General features: G+C 66.6%; 15 protein-coding genes and 1 tRNA gene. 12 read left to right on the top strand and 4 right to left on the bottom strand.

The window, feature by feature from the left end:
* Window positions 1-147: 147 nt before the first annotated feature.
* From ACWEPL_RS15520 to ACWEPL_RS15500, 5 genes are all read left to right on the top strand, one after another.
* Window positions 148-1254 (top strand): LLM class flavin-dependent oxidoreductase, encoded by a 1107-nt coding sequence (locus tag ACWEPL_RS15520; RefSeq protein WP_452436500.1) that lies wholly within the window; start codon window positions 148-150, stop codon window positions 1252-1254.
* Window positions 1251-1943, top strand: a complete 693-nt coding sequence (locus ACWEPL_RS15515) for an alpha/beta fold hydrolase (RefSeq protein ID WP_452436499.1) — start codon at window positions 1251-1253, stop codon at window positions 1941-1943. The genes ACWEPL_RS15520 and ACWEPL_RS15515 overlap by 4 nt, the downstream gene beginning before the upstream one ends.
* Before the next feature lie 4 nt (window positions 1944-1947).
* Window positions 1948-2628 carry a winged helix-turn-helix transcriptional regulator gene (locus tag ACWEPL_RS15510; protein WP_363962097.1) on the top strand — a complete coding sequence of 227 codons (681 nt, stop codon included), beginning with the start codon at window positions 1948-1950 and terminating at the stop codon, window positions 2626-2628.
* Window positions 2629-2659: 31 nt separating this feature from the next.
* Window positions 2660-3622 (top strand): 23S rRNA (guanosine(2251)-2'-O)-methyltransferase RlmB, encoded by a 963-nt coding sequence (gene rlmB, locus ACWEPL_RS15505; protein ID WP_363962098.1) that lies wholly within the window; start codon window positions 2660-2662, stop codon window positions 3620-3622.
* Between the two features lie 20 nt (window positions 3623-3642).
* Window positions 3643-3715: transfer RNA gene (locus ACWEPL_RS15500), tRNA-Thr, on the top strand.
* Window positions 3716-3811: 96 nt separating this feature from the next.
* On the opposite strand, the gene ACWEPL_RS15495 is transcribed toward ACWEPL_RS15500, so the two are convergent.
* On the bottom strand, window positions 3812-4360 hold the full coding sequence (locus ACWEPL_RS15495) for a hypothetical protein (protein ID WP_452436497.1): 549 nt from the start codon (window positions 4358-4360) through the stop codon (window positions 3812-3814).
* A 15-nt stretch (window positions 4361-4375) separates the two neighbouring features.
* Between ACWEPL_RS15495 and ACWEPL_RS15490 the strand changes: the two genes are divergently transcribed.
* Together ACWEPL_RS15490 and ACWEPL_RS15485 are read left to right on the top strand one after the other, a co-directional pair.
* Window positions 4376-4930: a hypothetical protein gene (locus ACWEPL_RS15490; protein WP_452436496.1), complete on the top strand. Its 555-nt coding sequence runs from the start codon at window positions 4376-4378 to the stop codon at window positions 4928-4930.
* A 669-nt stretch (window positions 4931-5599) separates the two neighbouring features.
* Window positions 5600-6136, top strand: coding sequence for a Panacea domain-containing protein (locus tag ACWEPL_RS15485; protein WP_452436495.1), 537 nt, complete (start codon window positions 5600-5602; stop codon window positions 6134-6136).
* Between the two features lie 580 nt (window positions 6137-6716).
* Here ACWEPL_RS15485 and ACWEPL_RS15480 read toward each other — a convergent pair.
* On the bottom strand, window positions 6717-7709 hold the full coding sequence (locus ACWEPL_RS15480; protein WP_452436494.1) for a hypothetical protein: 993 nt from the start codon (window positions 7707-7709) through the stop codon (window positions 6717-6719).
* Between the two features lie 516 nt (window positions 7710-8225).
* Here ACWEPL_RS15480 and ACWEPL_RS15475 point away from each other — a divergent pair.
* A complete protein-coding gene (locus ACWEPL_RS15475) occupies window positions 8226-8801 on the top strand; it encodes a GNAT family N-acetyltransferase (RefSeq protein WP_452436493.1) in 576 nt (191 codons plus the stop codon).
* A 145-nt stretch (window positions 8802-8946) separates the two neighbouring features.
* On the opposite strand, the gene ACWEPL_RS15470 is transcribed toward ACWEPL_RS15475, so the two are convergent.
* Both ACWEPL_RS15470 and ACWEPL_RS15465 read right to left on the bottom strand, forming a co-directional pair.
* Window positions 8947-9774: a hypothetical protein gene (locus tag ACWEPL_RS15470; RefSeq protein WP_363962119.1), complete on the bottom strand. Its 828-nt coding sequence runs from the start codon at window positions 9772-9774 to the stop codon at window positions 8947-8949.
* Window positions 9775-10333: 559 nt separating this feature from the next.
* Window positions 10334-13828, bottom strand: a complete 3495-nt coding sequence (locus tag ACWEPL_RS15465) for a protein kinase domain-containing protein (RefSeq protein WP_452436492.1) — start codon at window positions 13826-13828, stop codon at window positions 10334-10336.
* Window positions 13829-14103: 275 nt separating this feature from the next.
* Here ACWEPL_RS15465 and ACWEPL_RS15460 point away from each other — a divergent pair, with 275 nt between their 5' ends.
* The 4 genes from ACWEPL_RS15460 to ACWEPL_RS15445 all read left to right on the top strand — a co-directional run bounded on the left by ACWEPL_RS15460 (window position 14104) and on the right by ACWEPL_RS15445 (window position 19481).
* Window positions 14104-14610: a DUF2975 domain-containing protein gene (locus ACWEPL_RS15460; RefSeq protein WP_452436491.1), complete on the top strand. Its 507-nt coding sequence runs from the start codon at window positions 14104-14106 to the stop codon at window positions 14608-14610.
* On the top strand, window positions 14610-14831 hold the full coding sequence (locus ACWEPL_RS15455) for a helix-turn-helix domain-containing protein (protein WP_350733295.1): 222 nt from the start codon (window positions 14610-14612) through the stop codon (window positions 14829-14831). The genes ACWEPL_RS15460 and ACWEPL_RS15455 overlap by 1 nt, the downstream gene beginning before the upstream one ends.
* Before the next feature lie 779 nt (window positions 14832-15610).
* Window positions 15611-16972 carry an MFS transporter gene (locus ACWEPL_RS15450; protein WP_452436490.1) on the top strand — a complete coding sequence of 454 codons (1362 nt, stop codon included), beginning with the start codon at window positions 15611-15613 and terminating at the stop codon, window positions 16970-16972.
* 508 nt (window positions 16973-17480) lie between these two features.
* On the top strand, window positions 17481-19481 hold the full coding sequence (locus tag ACWEPL_RS15445) for a WD40 repeat domain-containing protein (RefSeq protein ID WP_452436489.1): 2001 nt from the start codon (window positions 17481-17483) through the stop codon (window positions 19479-19481).
* The last annotated feature ends 378 nt before the right edge of the window (window positions 19482-19859 follow it).

Genomic DNA, 19859 nt, shown 5'->3' with positions numbered 1-19859 from the left:
CACCCGGGCCTCTAACACCCACCCACGACCCCCACCCACGACCCCCACCCACGACCCCCACCCACGACCCCCACCCACGACCCCCACCCACGACCCCCACCCGCGACCCCCACCCGCGACCCCCACCCGCGACCCGGAGACGATCCCATGAGACCGAAAATCGGCTACTTACTCCCGACACGTGACTGGACAGTGCTCGGCAACCACAACCTGTCCGCGCTCATCGAGCAGGCGAGGCTGGCCGAGGAATTAGGGTTCGACTCGGTGTGGGCGGGCGACAGCCCGGTGACGCGCCCCAGAGCCGACGCGCTGATGATGCTTGCCGCAGTCGCCGCCACCACGAACCAGATCACGCTCGGCACCGCCGTACTGCTCCCCGCCCTCCGCCACCCGCTCCTCCTCGCCCACCAACTGGCGACACTCGACGGCATCGCGGACGGACGGCTGATCGTCGGCATGGGCGGAGGATTCGCCCACCCGAACACCGAGGCCCAGTTCGAGGCGCTCGGAGTCGGCTTCAAGCGCCGGATCAGCCGCATGGAGGAGTCGATCGACATCATGCGACGCCTTTGGACCGGCGAAACGATCTCGCACCAGGGCGGGCATTTCACGTTCCACGATGTGACGCTCGACCCCAAGCCCGTACAGGCCGGTGGGCCGCCGATATGGCTGCCGGGCAGCGGTGAACGGGCACTGCGGCGGGCGGCCCGCCTGGCCGATGGCTGGCTGCCGTACCCGCCGACGCGGAAGGCCTACATGGAGGACCTGAACGCGCTGACGTCGGTCGGCACGCCCCAGGCCGCATCAACAGCCGGTACCCCCGAAGTCTCGTCGGCAGCTCCATCAACAGGCAGTACCCCTGAAGTCTCGTGGGCAGCCTCCGGGGCCTCGTCGACAGCCAGCAACCCCGAAGTGCCGCCCACGGACGGCATGCGCGAGCCCGGATCTCCCAGAGCCTCGGCGGCCCACCCCTTCACCCCGGCCCTGTACGCCACCATCTGCCTGGACGAGGACCCCGAACGCGCCCGTCACCGCCTCCGCACCAGCATCGAGCGCTACTACAATGCGCCGCTCGAGTTCGTCGAGAGCATCCAGGCCATGTTCGCCGGCACCCCAGAAGAGGCCGCGAACTGGCTGAACGGTTACATCGAGGCAGGTGCCCGGCATGTGGTGATCAGGCTGGCCGTGGACGATCACCGGGCGGCCATGGAGGAGTTCGCCGCGCAGGTGATGCCCAGGATGGGGGAGAGATGACCACGTTCGTCCTGGTACCGGGCGCCTGGCACGGGCCGTGGGCCTGGGACCGCGTCGTACCTCTCCTGGAACGATCCGGCGCCCGCACGATCACCCCGGACCTGCCCCACACCCCTGACACCGGCCTGCACGACCACGTCGAACAGGTGCTCACCGCCCTGGACGCCGCACCCGAGGACGACCGTACGGTGCTTGTCGGACACAGCTACGCAGGCCTGGTGGTACGCCAGGCGGCCGACCTCCGGCCGGAACGCGTACACCATGTCGTGCTCGTGGACGGCTGGGCAGGCTCGAACGGCGCCGGCATGTTCACCCTCGCCCCCGGCACCTTCGTTCAGGCCATCCGCGCCTCCGCTGACGGCGGGCTGATCCCCGCCCCCGCGCCGGAGCTCTTCGGCATCACCGACCCCGCCGACGCAGCCTGGCTCCGGGAGAGGCTGCGCCCGCACCCGCTGCGTACATTCACGGACACGATGCGCCTCAGCGGGGCCGTCGACCGGATCCCCGGGACGGGCATCTTCTGCCAGCCCCAGACCTTTCCATTCGAGCAGTTCGCCAAGTCGGTCGGCTACCGGACGCTCGCGATCGACAGCCCGCACGACGTGATGCTCGAACATCCAGAACTACTCACCCAGCTACTCGTCGACGTAGTCGAGGGTTCGAAAAGGGGAAGCCCGAGATTAAGCTGATGAAGTGGATCGGACGTACAACCAGTTCTGCGCCACAGCGCGGACGCTCGACCTCGTAGGGGAGCGCTGGACGCTGCTCATCGTGCGTGACCTGCTGACCGGCCCCAAGCGCTTCTCCGACTTCCAGAACAGCCTCCGCGGGCTCGGCACGGGCCTGCTGGCCGCGCGCCTGAAGCATCTCGAACGTGAAGGACTGGTGCGGAAGGTCACACTCCCGGCGCCCGCCCGTACCCCCGCGTACACGCTCACGGAGGCCGGCGCCGAACTCGCGCCCGCCGTGCTGGCCCTGGCGCGCTGGGGCATGAAATGGGCCATGGGCGAACGCCGGGAGGGCGAGGCGTTCCACGGCGGATGGGCGGTTCTGGGGCTGAGGGCCTGCTTCGACGCGGAGGCGGCGCGGGGCGTGCGGGCGATGTACGAGTTCCGGGTGGGGGACGAGGTCTTCCATGCCCTGGTCCAGGACGGGACGATCGACACCCAGCACGGTCCGGCGCAGCGTCCGGACGCCGTCATCGAGACCGACGACGAGGTGCTGGTGGACATGGCGGCCGGGCGTACGACGTTCGCGGAGGCGGTCAAGGAGCGTCGCGCGGAGGCGTCCGGCGACCCGGCGGCGCTGGGTGCTTTGTACGGAATCTTCCGCATCCCGGCCCCGGAGGAACGCGCCGTTCCCGGCGTGGGATAAGGCGCCCGGCGGCCCGAGTACCCTTATTGGCATGGCAGCAGGCGGTAGGGCTTCGGGCAGGCCCGCGAAGAAAAAGGGCCCGTCCAAAGGCGCCGGAGGGCAGGGCCGCCGGTCGCTCGAGGGCAAGGGCGCGACCCCGCCTGCCGAAATGCGGCATTGGTACAAGGACAAGGCCCGTACAGAGCGCATCGCCCGCGAGGATCGCGGCGGCACCCGACGTCCCGCTCCGGCGCGGCAGCGGCGCTCCGAGGACGCGCCCGAGTACATCGGCGGTCGCAACCCCGTACTCGAGGCCCTGCAGGCGGGCGTCCCGTCCAACGCCCTCTACGTCGCTCAGCGCATCGACAACGACGATCGCGTACGCGACTCCATCAGGATCGCGGCCGAGCGCGGGATCGCACTGCTCGAAGTCTCCCGCGACAAGCTCGACCGCCTGTCGGAGGGCGTCGTCCACCAGGGCATCGCGCTCCAGATCCCGGCGTACGACTACGCGCACCCGTCCGACCTCGTGGAGCTCGCGCACGACGCCGCCGAGGTCCCGTTGATCGTGGCCCTCGACTCGGTCACCGACCCGCGCAACCTCGGCGCCATCGCCCGCTCGGCCACCGCCTTCGGCGCCCACGGCCTCCTCATCCCCTCCCGCCGCTCGGCCGGGGTCACGGGCGGGGCCTGGAAGACCTCCGCGGGCACCCTCGCCACCATGCGCGTGGCCCGCGCGGCCAACTTGACGGCGGCGCTGCGGGAGTACCGCGAAGCGGGCCTGTTCGTCATCGGCCTCGACGGCGCCGGCGAGACCGACATCGGCGACGTCGACCTGCTCGCCGAGCCCCTGGTGGTGGTCGTGGGCTCGGAGGGCAAGGGCCTTTCGCGGCTGGTCCGGGAGCAGTGCGACGTGGTGACCCGGATCCCGATGCAGGCGGCCGCCGAGTCGCTCAACGCGGGAGTGGCGGCCGGAGTGGCGCTGTACGAAGTCGCTCGTCACAGGCGCCTCTAGCGTCTACACTGGTAGGCCGCGCCGACGTAGCTCAATCGGCAGAGCATCTGTCTTGTAAACAGAAGGTCAGGGGTTCGATTCCCCTCGTCGGCTCTGCAGTTCAAAGGCCCTTCGGGATGATCCCGGAGGGCCTTGGTGATCTCTGTACAGCAGCGCCGTACTGCAACGGTCTCGCACCGATCCAATGCGCTACTTCACGCGGAGCTCCTTACGCACTGCCCGGACGCAGATGTCGAAGGCAGCTTGGAGATCATCGAGATGCTCCATTCCATCCGTCTTCATGTAGGCCATTAGGTGATCCCTGGCGCTCACCGCCGCCCGATAGCTCTGTGCCGAAGCGAAGACCTGGGCGGTCAGCAGTGCGTTGAACAGGGCTTCGAACTGGGCTGGATCGAGGTCGGACGAGGCCGGCCCTTCGCTGTACATCGTGTGGAATGCCGTCGCGTTCCAGTACCCGTTGAAAGTCTTCAGGAATTGGACGTGAGCCTCTCGGCGGTGCTCGTAGGAGCGGGCGATGGTCTCCCTGCGGCTCTGCCAAAGCTGCGTCAGTGCGAATCCGCCGAGCGCGCTTAGACGATGTCGCCTTGCCCTTCGCTTGAGCTGGGCTTCGCTGAGGGCGGCGGCGTGCGAGGTATGGGCGTGGATGGCAAGGTCGAGGCAAGTCCGATCGGTCGTTCTGCAATGCTCAGCCGTGGCAGCGTTCAGTTCCGTTGTCTCGGAGACAACCCAAGCTGGCATGGTTACGCTCAGGTCGTGCCTGAACCGATCGATGGCGATCCATCAGTAGACCGCGGTTATCTGGACGAATTCGGCGACCTCGAGACGGCCATAGAGCTTATCCGCTCAATGAAGCGGACAGGCGATCCTGTCGCCGAAGGTGATCAAGAGGCTTTCGCGCAACTTGTGGCTGGCATGAGCGACACGCAGCGCATCCGCGATGTTGGGGTGGCCTGCATGAATCTCGTGGACATGCTGTGCGTGCTCCTCGACGACAACCCTTTCGACTTCATCCCTGCCGCCATCCGCAAAATTCGAGTCATGGAGGGCGTCCCGGACGAGGTGCTGCCGGATGTGGCAGGAGGACTCACCGCAGCCTTCCTGAATCGGTCCTGTCGGCAGTGGCGTGAAACTCGCGGCCCCATCTCGCAGCGCGAGTTCCTGGCCTGGACATACGCTGCCTGGTTCCTGGCCGACTTCATCGACTTCGCCGCGGAGGAACGTGGCTATGCGCTCAACGCCGTCGAGAGGTTGATGGAGCGCGTTCTGACGCAAGACCTCGATGGTCCTGGAGACCCTGAACCTGTATAAGTGCCTTGCCCATCCCCGCCTCGGTCACTCACTCTGGGTACATGGCGGCGTGGCTGGTGAGTGAGGATCCGCAGACGCTGGTCCGGGTCGACAGCAGCGTGTCCGTGGAGGTCGTACGGGTCAACGATGGTAACGACCCGGACTGAATAACGATCAACCCGAAGCAGCGGCTGCGGCGCGCCTGTCGAGCTCACATCATGGTCGGCACCCAGACCGGGCATCTGGTGCGGGCCTTCACTTGTCGGGGAGGGGTGGCGGAGTCGGCTCTGGACAAGCTGATGAAGCCCTTGGCCGAACTGTGTGCGAAGCCGAGCAACGGGCCGGTCTATGTGCACGCGCCGCGCCGCGGCTGGTCGTCTGCTCCGAATATTTGGCGGGTGACGGACAAGATCCCCGACTTGGACTGGGATCCGGAGCGCCAATTTCTCACTGCATCGCACAAATACGGAGGGCCGGGGCGATTCTCATGGTCGCCCTCGTCTTACCTCGACGTCTCATGACGCCTTACATGGAGCGGCGTAGCGTCGAAATCGTGGCCCACGACTACGGCGAGGGGACTGGACCATGACGCGACCAACAGGAGTGGCACGTGCCCAACGTGTAGAGAGCCGTATGTCTCAACCAGATGAACCCTCGGACTGGCCGCGCCCCGCGGCCTATTGTCAAAGCATGCCAGCCTCAGCGCGCGCCGTCGTCGAAGCATTCCGCCAACGGCGGTCTCAGCTGGGTGCCAGGAAACTTCAGGCGCTCCTGTACTACGCGCAGGGCCACCACCTGGCCTTCAGCGGGCGCCCGCTCTTTGAGGACACCATTGCGGCAGGGGATACCGGTCCTGGAGTGGATGCGTGCTGGGACGAGGAAGCAGACACCGACAACCTCGGCGCGTTGAGTGAGGCCGAACTGAACACCATTGGCTACGTCCTCAGCAGGTACGGCTCGCTCAGCACACAGGAGTTGGAAGACCGCATTCACGCTGAACCGCCATGGCAGCGGGCTGACGCAGCCCGCTGGCCAAGCGGGGATGCCGCGATCGAGGTGGGATGGCTCAGGGAGTTCTTCGCCGCTCAGGCCGGGAAGGAGAGCGACCTCGGCGTTGATCCCGCTGAGGTGAAGGACATGCTGCAAGCCGCCATGCGGCGCATGAACGAGCCGCGACGCACGGACAGTCTGGAGGACATCCGCGCGTGGCTGGCTGCCCGTGCCTGACAACGCTAACTGGGAACTCCAAAGGTTCGTAGAGAGACTCGATCTCTGGGAGAAGACCGAGCCGGCATCCGCCGCGATTGGCGATGTGTGTTTAGCCGTCACGCGGTGGATCATGAATCGCTGGGAGGACCCTTACTCGGGTGCGCGACGGGAGCCTAGCTTCGACAACCTGTGGGTGGCAGTCATTCCGGGAACGCTCCACAACGGACAGGTGGTTTGCTGCTCGTACTGGATCGAGGAGACAACCCGGACGGTTCGTTGCGATCTGATCTCTACCCTGAGTTGGCCGGTCTAGGATCTGTTCCGTCAGGCAGGCCGGCCCATCGCACCGCACTTGATCGAATGCGATGGAGTGCAATGGATTCCTGTAAGTGACGCACATGGATGCGCACTCGTTGCGCCTCATAGGACTGCTGACCTGCGGCGCGACATGCCTGGTCAGGCCACCTAAAGCGCCGGTAATGCCTTGTAGACAGAAGGTCGGGGGTTCGATTCCCCTCGTCGGCTCTGCAGTAGGAAGCCCCTGAACAGGCGTTATCGGTCAGGGGCTTCTTCACGTTGCCGCTAGTCTGGATTGGATTTAGGAGTTCATTTCATAGCGGTACCAGTGGCGCGGGTCTCCGTCCTCGTGTAGCCACAGTGTGCCGTCTCTGCCGATCTTTCCTCGGGCCCAGCCGGTCGGGGGTCGGTTGTGTGGCAGTAGCAGGTTCAGTCGGTGTGATTCGGTGATGGCTCCGTCCTGTCGGCGGCCTCTGCGGATCTCCCAGCGGAACTCGCCAGCCACTCGGTGTTGATCGAGGAAGTGAGTCTCATCACGTGAGACGGCCAGGCCGTGGCAGCGTGTGATGGGGTTCGGGGTGATGCTGCGGACGCCGTGACCATCGATCTCGATCAGTGGGAAGTCGGGGTAAGGGCAGGCGTGGACCACGTCGCTTCCGACGTTCAACGCGTAGCAGTCGCACCAGAAGATGCCTGGAGTGTGGGGCGGCGCCATCCAGGGTTGGCCGCCGTCGCTGCTCCAGCGGGTCAGGCCGATCGCGAAGCGGCGGGAGCGGGTGCCGTCCGGGTTGGGGAGCCAGTAGTTCGACTCGTCGAAGTAGCTGATCCAGATGGTGCCCTGGGCGTCTGTCATGAGTTGCTCGATGCCGTCACCGGCGTAGAAGGCCGACAGGGTCTGTCCGCCTTCATCGATCACCCGGACGTTTTTCGTGAGGTGTAGCTCGTCCTCTGGGATCGGCTCCAGGTAGCGCTTGTCGTCGATGCCCACACGCGCACAGCGGGCGGTGGCCAGCACGATGCCGTCGCCTAAGGTGTCGATGTAGGTGAACCATCGGTCGAGATCTGTCAGCGGGATCTCGCGGATCTCCGCGCCGTCGCAGATGACGGCGGCCGCGTCGTAGCGCGGGGGCGGCCGTAGCCAGAAGCGGTCAGGGATGGGGACGAAGCCCTGGGCTGGGTCGGCGACCAGGGCGGCGAGCCGGCCGCGGTGGTCGATGGTCGAGGCCAGAACCTCATGTCGGGCATAGCGATCGGGGAGCGTCGCGTGGAGCGCGAGCCGGTGGTCAGCGACCATGGACCTTTCTCGTTGTCATTCCTTGATGATCGCATACAAGGCGGCGCTGAGTCGTCGTACGGTCGCCGGACTCTGCTCTCACAACTCCTGCTGACAGTAAGCTTCCTCCGCTGGGTCGCTTCTGATCGCTCCGAAGCGCGTCTCCGCTGGTCCTAGTCCGTACCTGATCTTGCTAACGCGGATGCTAACAACGTCCGTGTACGCGGGTGGACGTCCTTGGAAGTCGATCAAGCTATGGGAGTCGCCGAGCAGGCGTCCGTGACGGCGGTGGACACCCGTGGATAGTCTCGAAGTCCCTTGTAAACAGAAGGTCAGGGGTTCGATTCCCCTCGTCGGCTCTGCAACTGAAAGGCCCCTGAGCAGGTATTAAGGGCGGATTCGAGGGGTCGTCGCAACAGAGTGATCAGTTGCTAGCAGCAGCCAGCATAGCGACGGTGCTCACTCTCGGCGTCCTTCGGGCGGGCCAGACCGGCCCGCCCGAAGGACGACCAAGCACGGCCGTTTTCGGCGATCTTCATGGCATCCTTTCGGGATATGCCATCTATTGCGCCAACGTCGGTCGAGCTTCGCACAGCGATGTTCGACCTCCGACCGCCCAGCACGACCGACGCTCCGGAGGTCCTGCGCCTAGCCAGGGACCCCGACGTGCTTCTTTGGAATCCCCGTTGCCGCATCGAGGACGAGGCCGCCGCCATCGCCGACTGCCTCAAGGGCGCCGATTGGTCAGACGGAACACACGCCACGTTCTCGATTCTCGACGCAGAGTCCGGGCGCTACGTTGGCAACATCGCGCTACATGGGCTTGACCTGGAGAACGCTCAGGCCCGGATCGGATACCGAATTGCGCCGTGGGTGCGCGGCCGAGGCGCCGCCACCGCATCTGTCCAGGCAGTCACTACATGGGCGATAACCGCGCTGCAGCTTGAACGGATTGTCCTCACCCATGCTGTCGAAAATCACGCCTCGTGCCGGGTGGCGCAGAAGTCGGGGTTCGTGCTCGAAGGTGTGATGCGATCAGCGAAGAGGTTCGGTGATGGCCAGCTTCATGATGAGCATCTTCATGCTCTCCTGGCCGCAGATCTAACCCCTTGAGCGTCCCCGAGCTCACGCTACAAGGTGCAGGAATGTGCTCTTGGCCAGCTCAGCCACGGACGGCCTCCTGATGGGGTCCCCTGCCCCTCTGAAGGGGACGCCGCTCAGGTGGGAAAGATGTACGCGTCGCCCGCCGACGTGCAGGTCAGAAGGGGCCGCTCTCCGGATAGCCGGCCTTTATGACGGCCTTGCGGGTCTTAGCGTTGAGTTTCTTCTCGCTGATGACCTTGCTGGCCGCCGGTGCGGCGATCTTCACCTTGGCGCCCCAGCCCGAATACTTGGTATCGGTGTGGAAGGCCATCTGGTCATAGGCCGTGGTGTCGTCGTCCGGGAAGGTCGTCGTGTCGACGACCGTGCGGGTGAGCTGGTTGTGTTCATCGAAGTACAGGTGGAACTCGACGTTGCCTTCCCCGGCGGACTTGTCGTGCCGGAATTCGGCGAGTGTGGCGGTGCCTTGATATTGGCCGGTCGCTACTTCTGATGCGTTGTCCAGCATGAACTGCAGTTCTGCGGGAGTGACGCCCACGTTGAGGAGAGCGTTGTCGCGCCCACTGGCCTTCGACTGGATCCAGGAAAGACCGGAAGGCAGCGCCTTGGCGATGCCGGCGTTGGTCACGTAGGCGTTTCTGCCCTCAGCGATGACCCGGTAGGGAGGGTTGGGCTTTTTCTGGCGTGAGGACATGCGGACACGGAGGTCGGCAGCCGCTACGTTGCCTTTGCCGAAAGCCAGGGTGCCGACCGTGTTGGTGTTCACCTGTACCTGCATAGCCTGGTCGTCGGCGGTGAAATCGAGAGTGATGCCGCTTGATTCGTTGATCTTTACGCCTTTGCCCGGGACCAGTTGGGCCTTCAGGGCTTTCACCGGGTTCACCGGAGCGGCCTGCACGGATGCGACGGATGTCGCCTGAGCCGGTACGGCCACCGCGCACACGGCCGCGGCCGTTGCCACGAGGCCTGCGAAGAAGAGTTTCATCAGGGTCCTTGCTTGGGGGATATAGCAGGGAAAAGAGTAAGAGAGTGGGGTTGGCGGGATAAGGGATGTCTTATAACGATCCTGTGCAGATCGGATCCCAAGTGGTAATAGTCTTTGCTGAAAGCGAGCGGGGTATTCCTTGCCTCCGCTCTTGTATTTTCGGGTCAGGGCTGGCAGAGGGGCCATCCCAGGCGCGCAAGCCCTGTCTTGCGCGCTGCGGCGAGACATCCAGGGCACTGGTGAGGCTTCACGATGGCTGAACGAGACATGTAGGTGCACATCAGCGCCTGGTCAGCGGCATGATCTCTCAAGGCGCAGCGCGGAACTCGGGACAGCTTGCCGCTCAGGGCCCGGCCGGTCAGCGGAAGTCGGTGATGCGGAACACCGCCATCATGTCCGCCGCCCGGGAGCCGGTCGAGAAGGAGGCTTCCGCGCCGACCCTGCCACGGAAGGCTCCCTTATCGTCGATGATCTGCATGAGCGGCTTGACGTGAAGTGCCGGAGCAGCAGAACTCACCGTGCTCCATCGCCAGGCAGGTGCACCAGTGCCACCAGCTCACTAGGGCTGCCTGGTCGGGCAGATGTCGCGGTAGGGCACGTCCTTGAGGAAGGAGGCCCAGTCGGCCGGGGAGAGCGTGTGCCCGGCACGGCGGCACACGTCCTGGACGATCCGCTCGGCACCGATCGGGAGCTTGTAGACGGAACCCCAGTCGGCGGCGTAGAGGGTGGAGTCGTCCGGGCTGAAGGCGAGCGAGGTGATCTGGGAGCCGTGCAGGTTGAACGCGCCGCCGAGCCGCCGCATGGCGTTGACGTCCCAGACCTGGAGGATGCCGTCCGTGGTCACACTGGCGAGCAGATCGCCCTTCTGGGAGAAGGCCAGTTCCGCGATCTCACCCGTCGTCCCGCGTAGGACCGGCGTGATCTGGGCCGGCCCCTGGACCTTCCACATCGCGATGCGGCCGGCCGGACCGGCGCTGAACGCCAGCCGCCCCTGGCCGCTGACGGCCACTGCCGAGGCACCGCGTACGACATCGAAGGCCGCGTCGACCGGCCTGCCGGCGGTGAGGTCGATGAACCTTCCGAAGGTCGAGGCGAGGCGTCCGTCCGGTGTGTACGGCCCGCCGTCGATCTGCGAGCTGAACGTACGCAGGACGTGCCCGCCGGCGGTGTCCAGCACGAGCAGCCGGAAGCTGCCCTCCTGGGAAGAGGGCTGGAGCGTGAGCGTGATCGTCTTGCCGTCCTGGCTGAAGTCGACACGCTCGGGGTTGTTCGTGTTCGTGTGCGGCGTGGAGATCTGCCAGAGCTTCTTGCGTGTCGCGAGGTCGATCAGCCGCACGCTCGCGATGTCGGCGATGAGCATGCGTGTGCCGGTCCGGTCGAATCCCCATGCCCCAAATTCGCCGAGCGGGAACGTCGCCACCTCCTTGCGGCTGCGCAGGTCCCAGAGCCCGAGGCGGTTCTGATCGGGATCCTCCATCGCCACCCACTGTCCTCCGGGACTGAGCTTCCCCACTCCCTTCCGGACATGGGTGGCGCCGGCTCTCGGCGACAGGTCGAGGCTGATGACCATGTTGTCGTAGAGGTAGCGCAGGGTCCTGCCGTCGGGGTCGAACCGAAGGTCGGTCAGCTCGTCCTCGGCCCGGTAGGTGAGGATCTGCTTGCGATCGGCGACCTTCCACACGCGCAGCTCGCGTTCGGCGAAGGCGGCCAGGTAGTCGCCGTCCTGGCTGAAGCGCAGCTTGGCCCCGGACTTCGTGCAGATGTCGCAGGCCCAGTCTTCATCGCCCAGTTTGTGCTCACGACCGGTCGCCGCGTCGACGAGCGCGATCGTGGCGTTCGCGCAGGCGATGGTCTTGCCGTCCGGGGTGAAAGCCGCCACGTCCGAGTGAGTTCGGCAGGGCGCCAGGCGCCGTTCCGGGGTCCATCCCGGCAGCGTCAGCTCGTCGAAGCGCCCACCCGTCATCAGCAGGTGTTTGCCTGTCGGATCGACGAGCGGAGGCTGCGACGGGACCATGCTGCCGTCCGTGTAGGGAGTCTTGCCGAACTGCTTGCCGGTCGCCACGTCCAACAGGTAGACGATTTCGCCTTGGCGCATCACGGTGAGGATCGACTCGTGCTCACCCCAGATCGCGCTGAACCCGCCGCGTTCCGACAGGGAGCGCCGTACCAGTTGCTTGCCCGAGGTGAGGTCCCAGACGCCGAGCTCCGAACCGATGGTCAGGGCGAGCAGGCGGCCGCTCTTGTTGAGCGCCGGCTCCTGGGGAGTCCCGTCCTTCAGCCTCAGCCCGGCCCAGCCACTAGTGCGCTTGCCGGTGCGGACGTCGTAGACGTTCACGCCGGCCTCGCTGACGCTGACGAGTGTGCGGCCGTCATGGCTGAGGGCGCGATGGGCAAGGCCTTTGACCAGGGGATCGCGGAAGACCGCCGCCTCCTGCTGCTGCAGGGAGGCGATGAGACTGGATCGGGTCTCCAACTGCGGTGAGACCCGCCAGGCGGCCACGCTCAGCAGCATCGCCTTGACCGGGTCGGTCGTGCGCATCCGGTCGGCCTCCGTCGCCACCTGCTTGGCGGTGAGGATGTCACGCTGTTCGGTGGCCTGCTGCCGTTGATAGACGGCCAGCCCTCCGGCGACCATGGCCACGACCAGCAGCCCGGCCAGCGCGATCGTGGTCAGCGTCCTGCGACGGGTCCGCTTCCTGGTCAGTTCGGTGCCTGCCCGCAGGAAGTCCCGCTCGGCGGGGGTGAGCGTCACGTGACGGCGGCCGGTCGCCGCCCAGCTGAGCACCTGCTCCAGACGGCTGCCCTGGAGCAGGTCGCCGTCCCGCCTGCCGTTGTCGGACCAGTGCCGTGCCGCCGCGGAGATCTGGCCCAGTACGGCCAGGCCGTCGCGGTCGGCGTCGACCCACATGCGTAACCGCGGCCAGGCCCTCAGCAGCGCGGGCCTGGACAGCGCGACCGAGGTGTCCTTCGTGGTCACCACGTACGAGAACGCCCGCAGGATCCGCTCGACCGCCGCCGCCTCGCGCTCCGGGCGCCCGCCGTACAGCTCCTCGCGCGAGGCCCACCGCCCGCTCTCGTACCCGTCCTCGCCCACGGTCACCATCCGCAGGAACACCGCGGCGGCCAGGTCGCGCTCCTCCGGCGTGAGCGCCGTGTAGGCGTCCTCCGCGATCGTCCCCAGCTCGGGATCACCCTGGTCGAGCCCGTGCACGCCCTGCGCCGAGCGGCTGCCCGCGGCCAGCAGGCCCCTGGTGTCGGCGGCGTTGCCGCTGACCAGCGCGAGCAGCAGGTCGCGTGCCGCGGGCCTGGCGGCGGGATCCTTCGCCATCGCGGCCGCCACCAGCGGGGCCAGCCGCGGCGGCAACCCCCGCAGATCCGGTGCGGAGGACAGCACTTGGTGCATCATGCCGCCCAGGGTGTCCGCCTTGAACGGGTCCTGCCCCGTGGCGGCGAACACCATGACGGCACCCCACGCGAACACGTCGGCGGGTGCCCCCGCGCGCTCCCCGATGAACACCTCGGGCGCCATGTAGCTGGGCGTGCCCGAGACCTCGCCCGTTTTCGTCAGCGACATGTCCATGGTGCGGGCGATGCCGAAGTCGATCACGCGTGGGCCGTCCGGGCCGAGCAGCACGTTGTCCGGCTTCAGGTCGCGGTGGATGACGCCCGCGTCGTGGATCGCGGTCAGCGCGGTGGCGATCGCCGTCGCCAGCCGGTGGAGATCGTCCTCGGTGAACCTGCGCCTGTCCATCACGGCCTTGCGCAGGCTCGGTCCCGCCACATACTCCGAGACGATGTACGGCTTGCTCGCCTCCAGGTCGGCGGCGAGCACCCGGGCCGTGCAGAACGAGGCCACCCTGCCGGCCGCGGTCGCCTCCTTGGCGAAGCGGTCGCGGCTGCCGTTGTTGTCCGACGCGTGCAGCACCTTGATGGCGACCCTGCGTCCCTCGGGGTCGTAGGCCTCGTACACGACTCCCTGACCGCCCGAGCCGAGGCGTCCAGCCAGCCAGTAATCCCCGATGTGCTGCGGATCCCCCGCGCTCAGTGCGTCCACGGCGCGTTAGATGAAGATTCTTTGCCCAAAGTTGTTACATCCGACCGCCTTGTCCCGCCTTGCCGGCGTAACCCAGAGCGGCTCAGCATCGCGGAGCTCGCCCCCGAGCTCTACGGTGATCGACTGCCGTGATCGGAAGGGGTGATCACGGACAGGGGACAAGGGCCGGAAGCAGGACGACGGCGCGTGGCCGTCACGGTGCGAAACCGCCGCCCGCCCTCCGCTCCGGCTCTTGCTTAAGCTATCGAAATTCGATAGATTCTCATCGTAATTCGATGGAAGGATGGGACATGGGAAAACTGGCAGTGCGTGCACTGCGCGTCGTGCTCGTGGTGGTGCTCGCCGGCACCGTGCTCGTACAGGCATCGATGGTGTGGGTGTTGGTCAGCGGGAGCGACCCGGAGGACGGGTCGCTTCCGCTGACCGCGCTGCGCATTATCACGATCCTGGGCATGGTGTCGGGCCAGGTCGCCTTGGTCAGCGTGTGGCGGTTGGTGACTATGGTGCGACGCGGAACCGTGTTCTCCCACGCCGCCTTCCGGTACGTGGACGCCGTGATCGGCGCGATCGTGGCGGCTGCCCTCCTGTGGTTCGCGGTCACGGCCCTCAATGCGCCGGGCCAGCGGGAAGACCCGGGTGTCACCGTCATCATGGGCGGGATCGGCGTGGCCATCCTGGGGGTCGCGCTCATCGTGTTCGTGCTGCGGATGCTGCTCGCCCAGGCCGTCGCGCGCGACGTCGAAGCGACGCAGATGCAGGCCGAGTTGGACGAGGTGATCTGATGCCGATCACCGTCGACATCGACGTGATGCTGGCCAGGCGGAAGATGTCCGTGGGCGAGCTCGCGGACCGCGTGGGGATCACGCCCGCCAACCTGGCGGTACTCAAGAACGGCCGCGCCAAGGCGGTGCGCTTCACGACGCTCGCCGCGCTCTGCGAGGTGCTCCAGTGCCAGCCGGGCGACCTGCTGCGCTGGGAGGCCGAGGACGCCGCGGGCGTGTGACGTGCCCAGGACGGGCGTGAAAACGCCTGGCGCCACCGGCCTGACACGGTACGTCGACCGCATGGACGTGAATCGCCGATCGCCCGCAGCACCGTCCCGACCTCGTTGGGTAGATTCCGGTTGACCTGCACCGCACCGTCCTGGTTGACGATCGCGAGGTAGTCGCTGCCGGGCGACGGCGCGCTGATCACGTAGGTGATCAGATGCGGGGCGTCGGTGTCGCAGGTCTCGGTGAGGTGCACCTTGTAGCCGTTCCAGCGCGAGTCGCGCTTGGTGATCTCGTTATCTGCTGGATGTGTCATGCTCGGGCAAGGCGATGCGGCTGATGGCCTACGACCTGGTGCGCCGGCAACGCAGTACAGGCGCTGATGTGGACCCGGACACCCTCGTATGGGCACGGTCTCCCCTGCCGTGGGATGTGCTCAACGGGAGGATTTCCTGCATGCGGCAGGAGGTGGAGATGACCTGCCTGCGCGTCGGGATCGGAATCCGTGTAGGCAGACATCCCCCCCGAACAGGCATTTCCGAACGCGATCAGGGCCATCGAGCTCCGGGCCGGGTTTCGCGCCCTGTTCGACGTCGCGCTGCGGGCCGAGCAGGCAAAGACCGGAGCCAGCGCCAACGAACTCGCCGAGCGCGTCCGTGGCGCGATGTCCCGCCCCCTGGCCCTCCGTTGACATATACCCCCGCCTAGTATAGAACACTCCCGAGGTAATACCCCCGAGGGGTATATGATTCGGTGCTTGGTGGTGACTGCGGTTGCCCGGGAGGAGACGGACATGGGATTGTTCGCGATTCGCGACTACCGGCGGCTGTTCAGCGCTCAAGTCATCGCGTTGTTCGGTACCGGTTTGGCTACCGTCGCGCTGGGGCTGCTCGCGTACGAGCTCGCAGGTCCGCGTGCCGGTGCGGTTCTCGCCACCGCGCTGACGATCAAGATGGTCGCGTACGTGGTTGTCGCGCCGCTCGCGGCCGCGTACGTCGATCGGCTGCCCAGACGTTGGTTTCTCACGATCCTCGATGTGGTGCGCGCTCTGGTGGTGATCGCGCTGCCGTTCGTCACCGAGGTGTGGCACATCTACGTCCTGATCGGGGTTCTCCAGACCGCGTCAGCGGCATTCACCCCGACGTTTCAGGCGGTCATCCCCGACATCGTGACCAAGGAGGCGGACTACACCCGCGCCCTGTCCGCATCGCAGGTTGCCTACACCATGGAGAGCCTGTTGAGCCCGGTGCTCGCGGCTGTGGCGCTCACCTTCATGTCGTTCAACCTGCTGTTCCTCGGCACCTCCATCGGGTTCGCCGTGTCCGCGCTGCTGGTCCTGTCCACACGCATCCCCAACGCGCGCCCCAGTTCGCACACGAAGGCCTGGGACCGGGCCGTGGCGGGGATCCGCACTTTCGCGGCCACCCCGAGTCTGCGCGGCGTCATGGCGCTGAACCTCGTGGTCGCCGCCGTCGGCTCCATCGTGGTCGTCAACACCGTGAACTACGTCCGCGACGTTCTCGGCGGAGCCCAATCCGACGTGGCCTGGGTGCTCGCCGCGTCCGGAACGGGGACGCTGCTGGTGGCCCTCGTCCTCCCGCGCGTCCTGGACCGGGTGGCGGACCGGTTCGTCATGCTGATCGGTGCCGCCGTGCTGCTGTTCGCGGTCGGCGCGGCGGTCACGATGTCCGCGGTGAGCATCGCCGCATCACTGCCGACCGGGGTGATCTGGGCGGCAGTCGGCGGCGGGATGGCGCTGATCGTCACGCCGACCGGGCGGGTGCTTCGCCGGGCGGTCGATCCCACCGGAATTCCCGAGGTCTTCGCCGCCCAGTTCTCGCTGTCCCACCTGGCCTGGCTGGTCACCTATCCCATCGCCGGATGGGTCGCCACGAACGCGGGCTTCACGACCACGTGGACCGTGCTGGCGGGCCTGGCGGCAATCGGAGCTGTCACGGCACTGGTGGTCTGGCCGCGCGACGAGAAGGCCGAGGCCGGAGGGCGTACGGCAGCAGCGGTCCAGCCACGCATCAGGAAGGCCGAGGCCGGAGCGGTGGTTGCTTCCGCCAGGACCGAAGTCGCCACGTGGGAAGCCGCAGAGGCTGCGGAGGGCACACTCGCGGCAGGCCAGTGCGCCTGCGTTCGCCCCGTCTGAGGTCGCCGACCAACACCGCGTAGACAACGACGCGTGTGCGGGGCCATGACCGGAACGGGAGGTTCGTCCGCCCCTATGAGCGTCGGATCAGCGGGTCCGCTGTGGCAGCAGGGGGCGGCGGCGTGCTGCCGCCCGATCACCTCATCGCGGCCGGCACCGGGACAAGCCGGTGTGGCTTTCGGGCTGAACGGCCGTGTCGGCTCGATGAGGTGCTGAAACCAGTCGGTCACCCGGTCCGGCTCGGGCACGACATCAAGACCACCGCCCGCGACGCCCACAGCTTCCGCAACCCCGAAACCCGGCGACTACGGACCCGATGCGCCACCCCCCGACGCGGACGTGGGCACCTCAACCCCGCCTGAATTCGAAGAGCCGGTATGCCGCGCCGTTCGGCCAATGGCAGCAGTCCCTATGACCCGGTGACCCGGCGCGCACCTGACCGACGGCAATCAAAGGCGTGCGCTTCCTCCGCTGATCTTTGTCAGGGGTGGCGGCTAGCATGCCCGCCATGTCTTCTTCTCGATCGGGCGCGGCCCGCATTCCGTTCACGAAGAATTCCCGGTGGACGTTGGCGTGGACCAGTCGGCCGGCGAGTGACCTGGCGTTCGGCGAGCCGGTCGGGGTGCCACGAACCGCCCACACCGATCGGGTATGGGCGCTTGCGACCGCAGTCGTGGACGGGCGGCCGGTGGCGGTCTCCGGGGGTCGCGATCGGACCCTACGCCTGTGGGACCTGACGTCAGGTCAGCAGATCGCTCAACCGTTCACCGGTCGCGGCGACTACGACTACGTGGAGTCGCTTGCGACCACGGTGATGGATGGGCGGCCGGTGGCGGTCTTCGCCGGTGGCAACACCGGAATCGTACGGGTGTGTGATCTGATGTCCGGTCAGCAAGTCGGCGAGCCGTTCAGAGGTCACACTGATTGGGTCAAAGCGGTTGCGACCACGGTGATGGACGGGCGGCCGGTGGGAGTTTCCGGCGGCCACGACAAATCTGTACGCATGTGGGATCTGAGGTCAGGCGAGCAGATCGGCCAGCCGTTCAGAGGCCACACCAATTGGGTCACAGCGATTGCGACCACGGTGATGGATGGACGATCGGTGGCCATCTCCGGCGGCCACGACCGCACCTTACGCTTGTGGGATCTGAAGTCGGGCCGGCGGATCGGCAAACCGCTGAGGGGCCACACGTACTACGTTGAGCTGATTGTGACCACGGTGGTGAACGGGCAGCCGGTGGCAATTTCCAGCGGTGCGGACGACGGAACTCTACGCTTGTGGGATCTGAGCTCAGGCCAGCAGATGGGCAAACCGTTCAGTGGCGACACCGGCTTTGTGAAGGCGATTGCGACCACGGTTCTGGACGGGCGGGCGGTGGCCGTTACCGGCGGCATCGACGGAACTGTACGGATCTGGGATTTGGAGTCACGCCAGCAGATCGGCAAGTCGCTCACCGGGCACACCGATCACGTTCGGGCGATCGCGACGACGGTGGTGGATGGGCGGCCGGTGGCCGTCTCCGCCAGCGACGATTACACGGTACGGATGTGGGACCTGTCGTCAGGGCGGCGAGTCGATGAGTCCCTCAACCGCCACACCGGCTATGTCTCCGCCGTCGCCGCCACGGTGCTTGACGGACGTTCCGTTGCCGTGACCGGCAGCTACGACAAGACCGTCCGGGTGTGGGATCTGCCAACCGGCGAGCAGGTCGGTGATCCGCTCACCGGTCACACCGACATGGTTACCGCGGTTGCCACCGCGCTTGTCGGCGGCCAACCGGCGGCGGTCACCGGCAGCTCCGACAAGGCCGTCCGCATATGGGATCTCCGCTCCGGGACGCAGATAGGCGGGCCGTTCACCGGTCATACCGACGCTGTCTGCATGGCTGCCGTAGTGGAGTTCGATGGGCAGCCGGTGGCCGTGACCGGCAGCTACGACGAAACGATCCGCATGTGGAACCTGAACACAGGCGAAGAGATCGATGCATCCCGCGCCAGCCGGCGGCGCTGGACGGGCGCAGTCGGCGCCACCACCCTCAACGGCCGACCAGTCGCCCTGACCGTCACCCAAGACGGCACCCTCGAGGTGCTCGATCTCACCACCAACCGGTCGACCACGACCTCCGCCGCCGATCGGCACGACGAATCCGTGCAAAACCTCGCCGTCACCACCATCGGCGATCGGCCGGCCGCGATCACCGCTAGCCGCAACAGCTCAGACCCCGTGAAGATATGGGACCTGGCCACGGGCAACGCCCTCGGCGAACTTCCCACCAGAGCCACCGGAGCCGTCGCTGCCGCCACAGTGGACGGTCAACCCATCGCTGTGACCTCCAGTTATCAGACGGTACGCGTGTGGAAACTCACCACCCGCAGGCAAATCGGACCCGACTTGCACTTCCCCAAACCCGTAACAGAGGTGGCAATCAGCGTAGATGGACACGTCATCGTCTGTTTTGACCGTGACATCGCCGTGTTCACCAACACCCCGGCGCCGCGCGAACATTGAGGTGATCCCAGCGAATAGCTGGGGCCATTGGCGTTTCTTGGCCGCCGTTCGTGGCGTTCCGGGCCTTTCTGGAGGAGTCACCGAAAGTCGGAAAAGTGCTGCGCTGGTTCCGCGGCGAGCACGACGTTCCCGAGCTCGGGCGCGACCCTTGCATCTCCTGGGCCACCGCCTAGCGTTTCATCCGCGAAGGCATCGAAGCTCTCGCAGCTCAAGCCGCCGATCTGCACGAAGCCCTCGACCGCGCCCAAACCGACGGACTGGCCTACGTCACCCTGGACGGCACTCTGATCCCGATCGATCGCTGCGCCGAGCAGACCATCAGTGTCAAGGACGAGCCCATCGACGCCTGGACTCCGGCAAGGCCCGCCAGTACGCCGG

The organism is Nonomuraea sp. NPDC004186, from assembly GCF_053603495.1.
Note: the sequence above shows the minus strand (reverse complement) of the source record. Positions and strands in the feature narration are given on the sequence as shown.

Excerpts from the sequence above, each read along its gene's own strand:
- ACWEPL_RS15480 (WP_452436494.1), bottom strand. The coding sequence starts at position 7,709 with ATGGTCGCTGACCACCGGCTCGCGCTCCACGCGACGCTCCCCGATCGC.
- ACWEPL_RS15515 (WP_452436499.1), top strand. The coding sequence starts at position 1,251 with ATGACCACGTTCGTCCTGGTACCGGGCGCCTGGCACGGGCCGTGGGCC.
- ACWEPL_RS15460 (WP_452436491.1), top strand. The coding sequence starts at position 14,104 with ATGGAAGGATGGGACATGGGAAAACTGGCAGTGCGTGCACTGCGCGTC.
- ACWEPL_RS15445 (WP_452436489.1), top strand. The coding sequence starts at position 17,481 with ATGTCTTCTTCTCGATCGGGCGCGGCCCGCATTCCGTTCACGAAGAAT.
- ACWEPL_RS15470 (WP_363962119.1), bottom strand. The coding sequence starts at position 9,774 with ATGAAACTCTTCTTCGCAGGCCTCGTGGCAACGGCCGCGGCCGTGTGC.
- ACWEPL_RS15495 (WP_452436497.1), bottom strand. The coding sequence starts at position 4,360 with ATGCCAGCTTGGGTTGTCTCCGAGACAACGGAACTGAACGCTGCCACG.
- ACWEPL_RS15455 (WP_350733295.1), top strand. The coding sequence starts at position 14,610 with ATGCCGATCACCGTCGACATCGACGTGATGCTGGCCAGGCGGAAGATG.
- ACWEPL_RS15485 (WP_452436495.1), top strand. The coding sequence starts at position 5,600 with ATGCCAGCCTCAGCGCGCGCCGTCGTCGAAGCATTCCGCCAACGGCGG.
- ACWEPL_RS15520 (WP_452436500.1), top strand. The coding sequence starts at position 148 with ATGAGACCGAAAATCGGCTACTTACTCCCGACACGTGACTGGACAGTG.
- rlmB (WP_363962098.1), top strand. The coding sequence starts at position 2,660 with ATGGCAGCAGGCGGTAGGGCTTCGGGCAGGCCCGCGAAGAAAAAGGGC.
- ACWEPL_RS15450 (WP_452436490.1), top strand. The coding sequence starts at position 15,611 with ATGGGATTGTTCGCGATTCGCGACTACCGGCGGCTGTTCAGCGCTCAA.
- ACWEPL_RS15475 (WP_452436493.1), top strand. The coding sequence starts at position 8,226 with ATGGCATCCTTTCGGGATATGCCATCTATTGCGCCAACGTCGGTCGAG.